Source organism: Halosolutus sp. YCN4, from assembly GCF_059736495.1.
Genome location: NZ_JCASSM010000002.1, coordinates 127385 through 139479 on the forward strand (window position 1 = coordinate 127385; position 12095 = coordinate 139479).

12 protein-coding genes are annotated in these 12095 nt (G+C 66.8%); 3 read left to right on the forward strand and 9 right to left on the reverse strand.

Features of this window, described 5'->3' with window-relative positions; genetic code table 11:
* Positions 1-8: 8 nt before the first annotated feature.
* A complete protein-coding gene (locus tag AC6I6X_RS06820) occupies positions 9-1121 on the reverse strand; it encodes a DUF7282 domain-containing protein (RefSeq protein WP_497929767.1) in 1113 nt (370 codons plus the stop codon).
* Positions 1122-1327: 206 nt separating this feature from the next.
* Here AC6I6X_RS06820 and rnz point away from each other — a divergent pair, with 206 nt between their 5' ends.
* On the forward strand, positions 1328-2260 hold the full coding sequence (gene rnz, locus AC6I6X_RS06825) for a ribonuclease Z (protein WP_497929768.1): 933 nt from the start codon (positions 1328-1330) through the stop codon (positions 2258-2260).
* 46 nt (positions 2261-2306) lie between these two features.
* Here rnz and AC6I6X_RS06830 read toward each other — a convergent pair whose 3' ends face one another.
* Entirely contained in the window at positions 2307-3281 is a 975-nt protein-coding gene (locus AC6I6X_RS06830) for an aldo/keto reductase (protein ID WP_497929769.1), read from the reverse strand.
* Between the two features lie 126 nt (positions 3282-3407).
* On the opposite strand from AC6I6X_RS06830, the gene AC6I6X_RS06835 reads away from it, so the two are divergent.
* Complete coding sequence (locus AC6I6X_RS06835; RefSeq protein WP_497929770.1) at positions 3408-5381, forward strand: DUF460 domain-containing protein; 1974 nt, start codon at positions 3408-3410, stop codon at positions 5379-5381.
* Between the two features lie 25 nt (positions 5382-5406).
* Here the strand turns inward: AC6I6X_RS06835 and AC6I6X_RS06840 are convergent, their stop codons facing one another.
* Together AC6I6X_RS06840 and AC6I6X_RS06845 are read right to left on the reverse strand one after the other, a co-directional pair.
* Positions 5407-5661 (reverse strand): DUF8015 family protein, encoded by a 255-nt coding sequence (locus AC6I6X_RS06840; protein WP_497929771.1) that lies wholly within the window; start codon positions 5659-5661, stop codon positions 5407-5409.
* An 80-nt stretch (positions 5662-5741) separates the two neighbouring features.
* Complete coding sequence (locus AC6I6X_RS06845; protein ID WP_497929772.1) at positions 5742-5921, reverse strand: DUF7470 family protein; 180 nt, start codon at positions 5919-5921, stop codon at positions 5742-5744.
* 129 nt (positions 5922-6050) lie between these two features.
* Between AC6I6X_RS06845 and eif1A the strand changes: the two genes are divergently transcribed.
* A complete protein-coding gene (eif1A, locus tag AC6I6X_RS06850; RefSeq protein WP_497929773.1) occupies positions 6051-6338 on the forward strand; it encodes a translation initiation factor eIF-1A in 288 nt (95 codons plus the stop codon).
* A 212-nt stretch (positions 6339-6550) separates the two neighbouring features.
* Here the strand turns inward: eif1A and AC6I6X_RS06855 are convergent, their stop codons facing one another.
* The 5 genes from AC6I6X_RS06855 to AC6I6X_RS06875 all read right to left on the reverse strand — a co-directional run bounded on the left by AC6I6X_RS06855 (position 6551) and on the right by AC6I6X_RS06875 (position 11982).
* Positions 6551-7663: a pyridoxal-phosphate-dependent aminotransferase family protein gene (locus AC6I6X_RS06855; RefSeq protein WP_497929774.1), complete on the reverse strand. Its 1113-nt coding sequence runs from the start codon at positions 7661-7663 to the stop codon at positions 6551-6553.
* An 86-nt stretch (positions 7664-7749) separates the two neighbouring features.
* Positions 7750-8772, reverse strand: a complete 1023-nt coding sequence (locus tag AC6I6X_RS06860) for a DMT family transporter (protein WP_497929775.1) — start codon at positions 8770-8772, stop codon at positions 7750-7752.
* A gap of 263 nt (positions 8773-9035) precedes the next feature.
* Positions 9036-10007, reverse strand: coding sequence for a plastocyanin/azurin family copper-binding protein (locus tag AC6I6X_RS06865; RefSeq protein ID WP_497929776.1), 972 nt, complete (start codon positions 10005-10007; stop codon positions 9036-9038).
* Positions 10008-10119: 112 nt separating this feature from the next.
* Positions 10120-10599: a cupredoxin domain-containing protein gene (locus AC6I6X_RS06870; RefSeq protein ID WP_497929777.1), complete on the reverse strand. Its 480-nt coding sequence runs from the start codon at positions 10597-10599 to the stop codon at positions 10120-10122.
* A gap of 150 nt (positions 10600-10749) precedes the next feature.
* A complete protein-coding gene (locus AC6I6X_RS06875; RefSeq protein WP_497929778.1) occupies positions 10750-11982 on the reverse strand; it encodes an MFS transporter in 1233 nt (410 codons plus the stop codon).
* Positions 11983-12095 lie beyond the last annotated feature (113 nt).

Genomic DNA, 12095 nt, shown 5'->3' on the forward strand with positions numbered 1-12095 from the left:
TCGGTCGGTTAGTCGTCGCTCGTCTCGTTGTCCGCGTCCGTCTCCGCTCTCGCGTCCGCGATCGTAAACGTCGTCTCGAGGGTTTCGTTCTCGTACTCGATCGGACTCGCCGCGTCGACCTCGCCCGGATCGCCCGCGTAGAGAGTAGCCGTCAGTTCGGCGTCCTCGTCGACGGTGGCGTTCTCGTCGAACTCGACCGTCACGTTCGTGTATTCGCCGGGATCGAGCTCCTCGCTGGTCCCGACCACCGTGTCGCCGTCCTCGATCGCGACGAAGCCCTCCTCGGGAATCGCGGCGTCGACGGTGACGCCGTCGTCGTCCGCGTCGACGACCGCCACGCTCGGGTCGGTGTGGAACTCGAGGACGATATCCGCGAGGGCGCCGTCGCCCTCGGTGTAGATGCCGACCGTCCCCTCGCCGGGAGACAGTCCGGTCGTGTCGATCGAGAATGTCACCTCGCGGCTCTCCCCGGCGTCGAGGTCCACCACCTGTCGTTCGATAACCCGGCCGTCGATCCGGATGTCGACGTTCTGCTGGGTGGCGAACTCGGTCGGGTTGCGGACCTCGGCGACGACGTCGATCGTCTCGTTCGTCGTCGCCTGGGCCGGCGCGTCGAGCGATTCGACGCGGAACGAGTCGCTGAACGGCCCCTCGTCGTCGGCCGGCGTCACCGTCGCGGTGTCGCTCACCGGGAAGCCGTCCGCGAGATAGGGGCGGTCCTCCTCGCCGTCGGTTTCCCCGTAGGTGTACGTCTCGTCGTCGTCGGTATCCCGGTGGACCGTCGCGGTCAACTGCCCGACCAGTTCGGGACCGCCCTCCTCCCGTTCGATCGTGACGTTCTCGTGCGTGCCGCTCTCGAGATAGTCCGAGACGACGAGGGGTTCCTCGCCGCCGTCCGTGATGACGACGAACCCGCCATCCGAGAGCGAGACGTCGGCGATCTCGACGCTCGTTCCGTTGCCCTGCTGGTCCTCGAAGGTGATCGACGCCTCCGGATCCTCGTCGACGCCGAAGAGCGCGGGTGCCTGTCCGACCACGATGCCCGCGGCGACGACGACCAGGATCGCGATCAGGATCGCGACGATCCGCTTGAGCGTGCCGAACTGCAGTCTCGAACTCATTGTGAGGGGATGGCAACGCGTCGTTGCACCACCATTGGGCTGCCACTGTGATAAAGGACGCTTTCCGTTCTGGCTGGTGAGAACGCACCCGACGGTACCGGCCGACGCCGAGTGGACCGCGATCGAGCGCCGTCGGACCCTGGCGACCCCGTTCACGAGGAGTCAATCCGAAGGCGGTTTAGCCACCGCACGACGACACCCCAACGATGCCACTGCGCGTGACGTTCCTGGGGACGGCCGGAGCGGTTCCGACGACCGAGCGGAACCCGAGCGGAATCTTCGTCAGTCGCGAGGGTGAGGGGTTGCTGTTCGACGCCGGCGAGGGAACGCAGCGCCAGATGATGCGCTTTGGAACCGGGTTCTCGATCTCGCAGCTCTTCGTCACGCACCTCCACGGCGATCACGTCCTGGGGATTCCGGGGCTGCTCCAGACGATGGCCTTCAACGACCGCGAGGAGCCGCTGGCGATCCACACGCCCCACGGGACGCGCCGACAGCTGAAGTCGTTCGTGAACGCCCTCGGTAACCGACCCTCGTTCCCCGTGCGGATCTCCGAGGTCGGCGACGGCGACGTCGCCTACCGCGCCGAGGAGTACGAGGTCCGGGCGTTCGAGACCGACCACGACACCCGATCGGTCGGCTACGCCCTCGTCGAGGACGATCGCAAGGGCCGATTCGATCGCGAACGGGCCGAAGAACTCGGCGTCCCGGTGGGCCCAAAGTTCTCCAGGCTCCACGAGGGCGAGTCCGTCGAACTCGAGGACGGTACCGTCGTCGACCCCGAACAGGTCGTCGGCGACCCCCGCCCCGGCCGATCGATCGTCTACACGGGCGACACCCGGCCGACCGCGGCGACGATCGAGGTCGCGGACGACCCCGACCTGCTGATTCACGACGCGACGTTCGCGGCCGACCGGGCCGATCGGGCCGTCGAGACGGCGCACTCGACCGCTCGGCAGGCCGCCGAGATCGCGAACCGGGCGAACGCGAAGCGACTGGCCCTGATGCACGTCTCCTCGCGCTACGCCGGACACACCGCGGACCACGAGGAACAGGCCCGGGATGTCTTCGACGGCGAGGTGTGCGTGCCCGACGACGGGGACGAGGTCGAGATTCCGTACCCTGACCACGGTGATTGACGAGACGCCTCAGACGTCGTAGCGGAGTCGACGGTGTGAGCGCGCCTTACTCGTGCCCGTACACCGGCACTGGCTCGTACGGCTCCTCGAGGTACTCCACGTCCGAACTCGACAGCGAGATGTCGAGCGCTTCGACGGCCTCTTCGAGGTGGTCGACGCTCGAGGTACCGACGATCGGCGCGGTGACGTTGTCGTTCTGGAAGTGCCACGCGAGCGCGATCTGGGCCATCGTCGCGTCGTACTCGTCGGCCAGTTCCTGGACCCGTTCGTTGATGGCCTCGCTCGCGGGGAACTCGTGGTACGGAACGCCCGCGTTGTCGATCTCGTGGTCGGCCCGGGTCGTGGTCCGGAACTCATCGTGGGGGCGCGCGAGATAGCCCGCGCCCAGCGGACTCCACGGGAGCGTCCCCACGTCGTAGTTTCGACAGACCGGGTACATCTCGCGCTCCTCCTCCCGATACGCGAGGTGGTAGAGGTTCTGCATCGTCTCGAAGGGGACGAGGCCCTCCCGCTCGCTCACGCGGCGGGCCTCGAGGAACTGGTGGGCCCACATCGAGGAGGCGCCGACGTGGCGGACCTGCCCGCGGCGGACCGCGTCGTCGAGCGCGCGCATCGTCGTCTCGATCGGCGTGTCGGGGTCCCAGCGGTGGATCTGGTAGAGGTCGAGGGTGTCCATCCCGAGCCGATCGAGCGAGGCCGACAGTTCCTGCTCGATCGTCTTCCGGGAGAGACCGCTCGCGTTCCGGTGGTCTTCGGCGCCGGGGAAGCGAACCTTCGAGGCGACGACAAGCCGATCGCGATCGTAATCAGCGAGGACGTCGCCGAGGATTTCCTCGCTCTCGCCCGCCGAGTAGACGTTGGCGGTGTCGAAGAAATTGATGCCGAGATCGATCGCGCGTTCGATCAACTCGCGGCTCTCGTCCGCGTCCAGCATCCAGTCCCGGCCGCTCCCGAAGCTCATACAGCCGAGACAGATCTTGCTGACCTCCATCCCGGTCGAACCGAGGGACGTGTACTCCATGGATCAGCCACGGCGACGGCGGCCCTAATACTCGGGGGCAACGGCAATCTGTCCGGCCGGTGGGGACCCGGAGAGATCCTGTGAACCCGCGCCGGATTTATACCTGCTTCGCCCCTATGCCTGCCCGTGAGTACGCGAACGAGTGCGCTCGACGCAGTCGTCTTCGGTGTCGACGTCCAGAGCGGTGACGTGCGCGGCGACGCACCCTCCTACGCGCTAGTCGTCTACGACGGCGAGGACGTCAGCCGCGACGTCGTCACGCACCGGAAACTCAGGCGACTGATCGACGACGAGGAGCCGGCGATCGTCGCGACGGACAACATGTACGAGCTGGCGGCCGACAAGGATCAGCTGATCCACTTCCTGGGATCGCTCCCGTCCGGGACGAAGCTCGTCCAGGTCACGGGTGCCGAACAGCCCGAGCCACTCTCGCGCGTCGCGAAACGGCACGGCATCCCCTACGGGAAAGAGCCGATGCGGGAGGCCGAGGCCGCGGCGCGTCTGGCCGCCCACAGCGTCGGCCAGGAGGTCTCCGCCTTCACGAACACGACCGAGGTCAAGGTCTCCCGAGGCCGCTCTACGGGAAAGGGTGGCTGGAGCGAGGACCGGTACACCCGGCGCATCCACGGGTCGGTCAAGAAACGCGCCCGCGAGGTCGAGTCCGAACTCGACGCGGCGAACCTCGCCTACGAGAGGGACGTCCGCGAAGCCTACGGCGGCTACGCCAACGCCGTCTTCACCGTCGAGGCGAAACCGAGCGACATCCCCGTCTCCCGGAGCCGATCGGGCGACGTCCGCGTCGAGATCGAACGCGAACGACGGGACGGCATCGAGTTCCGCCCGCTGGCGAAGCGCCGCGACCACGTCGTCGTCGGGATCGATCCGGGGACGACGACCGCAGTCGCGATCGTCTCGCTCGAAGGGGAGGTGCTCGACGTCTGGAGTTCCCGCACGAGCGACACCGCCGACGTGATCGAGTGGATCGTCGAGCGGGGTCGCCCGATCATCGTCGCCGCCGACGTGACGCCGATCCCCGAGACGGTCGAGAAGTTCCGCCGAAGCTTCGACGCCGCGGGCTGGACGCCCGCGTCGGACCTTCCGATCGACGAGAAACAGCACCGCACGCGCCGACATCCCTACGACGACGACCACCAGCGGGACGCGATGGCCGCCGCGCTGTTCGCCGTCGACGCCCACGAGGACCAGTTCGAGCGGATCGCGCGGAAACTCCCGCAGGGCGTCGATCGGGGCGAAGTCACCGCCCGGGTCGTCGCCGGCGAGGAGAGCGTCGAGGCCGTCCTCACCGATCTCGAGGACGACGAGACGGACGACGAGGACGCGACCGAACACGAACCCCGCGAACTCAGCGCGGAGGAAAAGCGGATCAAGGACCTGAAACGGCAGGTCGATCGGCTCCAGTCCCACGTCGAGACACTCGAGGATCGACTCGAGGAGCGAGACGACCGGATCGACGAACTCGAGCGAGAGCTCGACGCCGCCCGCCGGGAAGAGCGCAAGGAAGTCCGCCGGGACCGCGAGGTGAACCGCCTCGAGCGGAAGGCAAACCGGCTGGAGCGCGAGCGCGACGAGGCCCGCGAGGACGCCGCGGCGCTCGAGAAGAAGGTCGATCGGATGAAAGCCCTCTGGAAGCTCGACCACTCGAACTTCAGCGACGTCTCCGCCGAGAAGGAGGGGCTCGTCCCCGTCAAGGTCGTCGAGAAGTTCACGAAGGGCGCGATCCGCGAGGCCGACGAGCAGTACGGTATCGCGCCCGGCGACGTCGTCCACCTGCGCGACGCCAGCGGCGCCGGCCGATCGACGGCCGAACTGCTCGCGGACTTCGAGCCGCGCGTCATCCTGAAAGACGGCGGGCTCTCCGAGATCGCCGACGAGATCCTCTTCGACGAGGAGATCCCGGTCGGCCCCGCAGGCGACGTCGCCATGCAGGAGGTCGACGAACTCGCCGTCGCCCGCGAGGACGACGTCGAGGCCGTCATCGACGACTGGCACGACCGTGCAGAGGCCCGCAAGCGCGATCGGAAACTGGAGATGGTCGATCGACTCATCAGCGAGCACCGGGCGGGCGACAACGAGGCGTAGCTGGCCCGTTCGAACCTGTACGGTCCTATTCCGAGGTGTCCAGCGGCGATAGGACCTGCGGGACCTCCTCGACCGCGACTTCCTCGGTCAGATCCGTCGGCTCGTCGACCGGGCCGTTGACGAACAGCGCGTGTGCGATGAAGCCGATCGCGACGAGGCCGAGAGCGACCAGCGACCGTTCGATCGCGATCGGCGTCGCGTAGCCGATCAGCGCACCGGAGCCGAGGCTCGCGGCGATACAGACCAGTACGAGGTCGTAGTAGTGTAGCGAGTAGCTCATACGAACACGAGGAGACCGAGGCGGAAAATGATTGGTTCCTCGGGGCGGTCGGCCACGTCACAGCGTCAGCACCGATCGCGTCACAGCATCCCCCAGGCACCGAGCACGTTCGAGATCAGCGCCTTCACGACGAGGCCGAGGCCGGCGAGGACGAGCGCCATCCCGGCCGCGACGACCGGATCCGCCCAGGCGATCAGGCCGATGCCGGCAATGACGATCAGCAGTCCGACGATTCCGAGCGGGCCGAGATTCCGTATCATGGTCAGGTCTGGAAACCCGACAGAAATAAACGACGTGGTTTCGCCGTTCGGCTTCGGTCGCGCCGACGGGTGGCGATTGCGAGAAGCGATCGGTAAAGGGTTAAACCGATCGAACGACAACGTGGGGCCATGAGCGACGACGAGGGCGGTCGCAAGAACCTCCGAATGCCGGAGGACGACGAGGTCTTCGCGACCGTCACGGACATGCTCGGGGCGAATCGCGTCAAAGTACGGTGTGCAGACGGGAAAGAGCGCACCGCCCGCATTCCCGGCAAGATGCAAAAACGCATCTGGATCCGCGAGGACGACGTCGTCCTCGTCGAGCCGTGGGACTGGCAGGACGAGAAGGCGGACATCAGCTGGCGCTACGAGAAGAGCGAGGCCGACCAGCTCCGCCGCGAAGGCCACATCCAATAAATCGAACTTTTGCGTTGCGCTCACAGCGGCGCACAGCGGCGCTGTTCACTCGGCAACACTGGTTCCGCAAGCGAATCCGAATGCCCGCCCTTTCCCGGTTCGAGCGCCTCGTGTCACTCGGGGCGTACTCACGGCTACCGGCTGTCTATTCGACCGTCCGTTCTCGAGAGAGAAGCCGGAGCCAGCGGGCGAAGGACTCGCGAGCGACCGACCTACAGCCCGGCGACGTCCTCGATCGCGTCGGTCAGCGCCTCGATCGACTCGAGGTCGTGTTCGCCCATGTGGCCGATGCGGAACGTCTTCTCGCCGAGTTGCGAGCCGTATCCGTTCGAGAAGACCATGTCGTACTCCTCGGAGACGGTCTCGATGGTCTCGGCGACGTCGATGCCCTGGGTGTTCTCGATGCAGGCCACCGTCTGGGACTCGTAGCCCTCCTCGGGGAACGTGTCGAAGTGGTCGCGAGCCCACTCGCGCGTGTACTCGGCCATCTCGCGGTGGCGCTCGTCGCGCGCCTCGTGGCCTTCCTCGAGCATGTACTTCATCTGCTTTCGATACGCGAGCATGATCGGAATCGCGGGCGTGGAGTGGGTCTGGCCCTTTCGATCGTAGTAATCGATCGTCCGCTGGAAGCCGCCGTACCACGACGCCGAACCTTTCTCGAGTTCGCGCTCGTAGGCGTCGTCGCTGACGACGCACACCGCGAGCCCCGGCGGCATGGCGAAGGCCTTCTGCGTGGACGCGAAGATGACGTCGATGCTGTGGTCGTCGATATCGACGTAGTCGCCACCCAGCGCCGAGACGGCGTCGACGACGAAGTACGTGTCCGGGTACTCCGCGACGACGTCACCGATCTCCTCGACGGGATTGCGGACGCCGGTCGAACTCTCGTTCATCACGGTCGCGACGACGTCGTAGTGCTTGTCGCTCGATTCGAGGGCTTCGCGGATGTCTTCGGGCTTGATCGCCTGTCCCCAGTCGTACTCCAGCCGATCGACGTCCTTGCCCAGTCGCTCGGCCACGTTGGCGTGGCGCTCGCTGAAGCTCCCGCAGGTCGGGACGAGGATGTTCTCGTCGACGAGGTTGAGCGTCGAGGCCTCCCAGAACTCGGTGCCCGACGCCGTGAGGATGACGACCTCGTTCTCGGTGCCGAGGAACTCCTTCGTGTCCTCGACGATCGTCGTGTAGAGGTCGGTCATCCGGTCCATCCGGTGGCCGAACATCGGCTGGCTCATCTCCGCGATGACGTCCTCGCGCACTTCGGTCGGACCCGGAATGTACAGCGTCTTCTCGGGATAGTCGTCTCTGTATTCGCGTTTCTCGGTCACGGAATCCACCTGAGTACGGCTTACTGGGTCGCGAGACGGTATGGTACTTGTGAATGCCGCAGGTGAGCGACCGCCGTCGGACCGCGTCAGTCCGCAGCGGGTGCGACGGGCGGCGATCGGCCGGTCTCGCGCCCGGTCTCGTAGACGTTACCCCTGACGACGACGCCGTTCGCCGCGGTCGATCGCCGCCGCGGGCCGTAGCCGGCGATCGGGGTCGCGAGTCGCCAGAGCGTCGTGAGCTGACAGAGCGCGAAGCCGAGGACGATCAGCCCGAACCCGCCGACCGTCGCGAGCGTGATCGACTCGCCCAGCAGGGCCCACCCGACGAGCGACGCGACGACGGGCGTGGCGTAGTTGACGAGGCTCAACTGGCTCGCGCCGACCCGCTCGAGCAGGACGAAGTACGCGAGGAAGCCGCCGGCCGTGGCGACGACCGCCAGGTACGCGAGCGCGGCGATCGTCGCGGGCGTCCACGCCGTCGCCGTGGTCGGCACGGTTTCGCCGGGGTGGACGTAACTCAGTCCGTGCAGGAGGCCCCCGCCGACGGCCATCGCCCACGTCTGGAGCGAGATCACCGGCAGGGTCCCCTGGATCCGCTCGGTCATGACCGAGCCGAGCGCGAAGACGAACGCGGCCACGAACAGCAACGCGACGCCGACAACCTGGCCGTCGAGCGAGCCGCCGGAGACCGCGATGACGACGACCCCGACGAGGCCGACGAGCAGGCCGACGACGGCCGGTGCGCGGAGCCGTTCCTGCGGGAGCAGGGCGATCGCGAGCGGCGGCGTCACGATCGGTGTCAGGCTGAGAATGATCGCCGAGACCGCACTCGAGACGTGCGACTGGCCGAGAAACAGCAGTCCGTAGTGGGCCCCGACCATCAGCCCGCCCGTGACGACGATCGCGGTCACGTCACCGCGGGTCCGGGGCCGCCACTCGAGGCCGAGGACAGCGATGGCCCCCACGAACAGCAGGGTCGCGACGTCGAGTCGCAGCGCGGCAAAGAGGATCGGGGGCAACGTCGCTAGACCGACCTCGATCGCGCCGAAGGCGGTCCCCCAGGCGATCGCGAGCGCGACGAACAGCAGTAGATCTCGCTTCGCAGTCATTTCAATACGAAACGTGACTCGCGCACTTGTATGTTGTTATTCGGGGAGAAGAGTGGCTCAGAGTACCAAATTCGAAGATACACGGTAACAAATAACATGAGTTATTTCCCCCATGCTAGTAAGTGACCAGACACGAGGAACCGGTCTCGCAGACGGGACGGACGGGTCGGTCCCGCAGACAGTACGGACGACCCCGCGATCGGATCGATCCACAGCGACGAAGAGTGGACGACGCACGGCGACGAGGACGGCGTCGGAGCGGGTCAGTCGGAACGGACGACGATCTCGCCACGCATGGTCGACTCGTGGGGCCAGCAGACGTACCGCCGCATGTCGTCGCTGGCCGTGAACGCGAGAAATGCCTCGTCACCGTCGGGTTCGGTGACGACGTCGGTCTGCAGGTCGTCGACCACCTCGCCGTTTTCGTCGCGGATTTCGACGTTGTGGGCGGTACCGTCGCCGTCCACCCACCCGATCTCGTACGATTCGCCCGCCCGCAGGACGAGCGTCGGATTGACCTGGCCCTCGATCGCGCCGGGTGCGTGGCCCTTCCAGCCCGGGATCTCGCCGACGAGTTCGACGCGCGTTCCCGATTCGATCTCGAACTCGGGGTCGTCGCCGTCCTCGGTCCCGTCGTCTTCGGTGGTGTTCTCGTCGCCGAACGAATCCGCACCGACCTCGATCGGCCCTCGCATGGTGTTCGCGTGTGGGTCGCAGTGGTACCTTGCCAGTTCGTCCGTGGCGGTGAACTCGAGCGGATCCGATTCGGCCTCGGGATCGTCGGTCAGCGGCGTGCGGAGGTCGTCGACGACCCGCCCGTCTGCGTCGACGAGCTGGAGGTTGTGGGTCTGTCCGTCGCCGTTCACCCACCCGAGTCTGTAGGTGTCCCCCGCCGCGAGGTCGAGCGTCGGGTTTCCCACGCCAGCGATCGGGGCGGGTTCGACCCCGATCCAGCCGCTGATTCGGGCCTCGAGTAGAATCTCCGTCACGTCGTCGGCGTCGGCCGCGTCCGTACCGTCGCTTTCGTCGTCGTCCTCGGTCCCGGTCTCATCCTCGGCCTCGGTCGCGTCCTCGGAGCCGTCCGCCTCGTCCTCCCCCGTGCTGTCGGGATCGGTGTCGCCCGCGGTCGCACCCCCGTCGTACGAATCCAGACAGCCTGCGACCAGCGTCGCCGACACGGACGCGCCGGCCAGTCGAATCGTGGCCCGTCGTGACAATTTACTGTTCAGTCTCATACGACAACTGTTCCTCGGCAGATGATAAACGATCGGGTGGCGACAGCGCTATGCTAACGGTACCGTCGCTGGCGGGCGGCGAAGAAAATGAAAGAAGAACCGCGGAAACCCGTTATTCGACCTGGATCTCGCCTTCCATCGCCGAGTGAGGCTGGCACCGGTACTTGACGATTTCCTCGGTGGCCGTGAACGAGATGAACTGGTCGTCGCCGCCTTCCGAGGACAGTTCCGTCTCGTAGTCCTCGACGACGTCGTCGCTTTCGTTACGAAGCTGGATGTTGTGTTCGGATCCGTCGCCTTCGTTCCAGCCGATTTCGTAGTCCGCGTCCGCCTCGAGGACGAGCGTCGGGTTCTGGACGCCCTCGATTGAAGACGGCGAAACGCCCTCCCAGCCGCCGACGTTGGCCTTGAGTTCGATCGTTGTGTCCGGATCGATCTCGTAGGGACCCTCGCCACCGCCGCCGTCGCCGCCGTCGCCGCCGTCGCCGCCGTTGCCGTCGTCGCTGGAACAGCCTGCGACGAGTGCGGTTGCCGCCGTCGCTCCCGCAAGTTTCATCGTCTTGCGCCGCGAGATAGTGCTGTCTCGTGTCATCAACAGTGGGTTGGGACTGAGTACATAAAAATTAACACGCTCTATCGCCGCCTAGTGATGTATTCTCATGCCACAGAATCGCGGCAGAATTGACCACGAACCCGTCATATTAGCGGTTCGTCGTGTCCGACAATGAACCATTACTCCCAGTTAGGCGTCATTTCTGCCGCCGGTCCCCAGTCCCCCGGGCCGGTTCAGAGAGAGGCGCACGAACGCCGGCACCGCGACGACGGCGATCGCGATCTCCAGTCCGCCGACGACGAGGAAGGCGAGTTCGTACGAGTAGGTGCCGGCGACGGTGCCGCCGACGAGAAACCCGCCGAGGAAGCCGAGGCTGCCGGCGAGGTTGAATCCGGCCATCGCCACGCCGCGCTCGCTCTCGTCGGCGAGATCGGTGACGAGCGCCATCGTCGCCGGGGCGACCAGCGCGCCGAGGACGCCCACGACGATCATCGCGACGGCCGCGGCCGGGACCGACGGCGCGGCACCGACCGCCAGGATGCCGCCCCCGTAACACAGCGACCCGACGACGATCGGGAGCGTCCGGCCGATCCGATCGGAGAGCGCGCCCATCGGGTACTGCAGGAGGGCGAAGGGGGCGAAAAAGCACGCGAGCAACAGGCCGGTCGCCGCCGCGTCGACGCCGAACGCCTCCTGAAAGTAGAGGGTACCGACGAGCGCGAAGAAACCGGCCGTCAGCCGGTCGACGAACCCGAACGCGTAGGGAATCGACAGGGTCGGCCGCCGTCGAACGCCCTCGACGAGCGCGCGAGCGGTCCGGCGCTCGCTCGGCGCGCGATCGTCGACGAGCGAGACCAGCCCGCCGACGCAGACGAGCAGGCCGCCAGCGACGACCAGCGGCGCGATCGGGTCGAATTGGGTCAACCGGCCGCCGACGGGCGCGCCGAGGGCCGCCCCCAGCCCGATCGCGATCCCGGCAGCACCCATGTTGCGGCCGTGGCCCCCGTCTAAGTCCATCAGCATCGTCATCGTCAGCGAGAACGCGCCGATCGTCATCGCACCCTGCACGACTCGCAGGACGAGCACGCCCTCGAAGGGGATCGACCCGAGTGCGGGGGCGACGGCGAGCGCCGCGTAGCCGATCGCACCGGCAAGCGCCCCGGCGACGATGAACGGCAGTCGCCGACCCGTCGCGTCGCTGGCGACCCCCCAGACGCCGACGAACGCCACGTAGGCGGCGAACTCCGCGACCAGGAACCACATGCTCGCGTCGAGGGCCGTCTCGGCGAACGGCGACGTCGTCGCGTCCGCTCCCAGGGTCTCGACGAGCGTCGCCACGCCCGGATAGAGCAACACCTGCGAGAACAGCACCGCGAAGACGACGGCGGCGAGCACGACCCGATCGCGATCACTCGACTGCACGCGCTTGCGTTGGCGCCACGAGCCTATCAAACCGTTCGTCTTGAACCGCCGGCGCGTTTCGGTCGACCGATCGATCGAGGAACGATCACGGGTGTGAATAGCAGGCACGACCA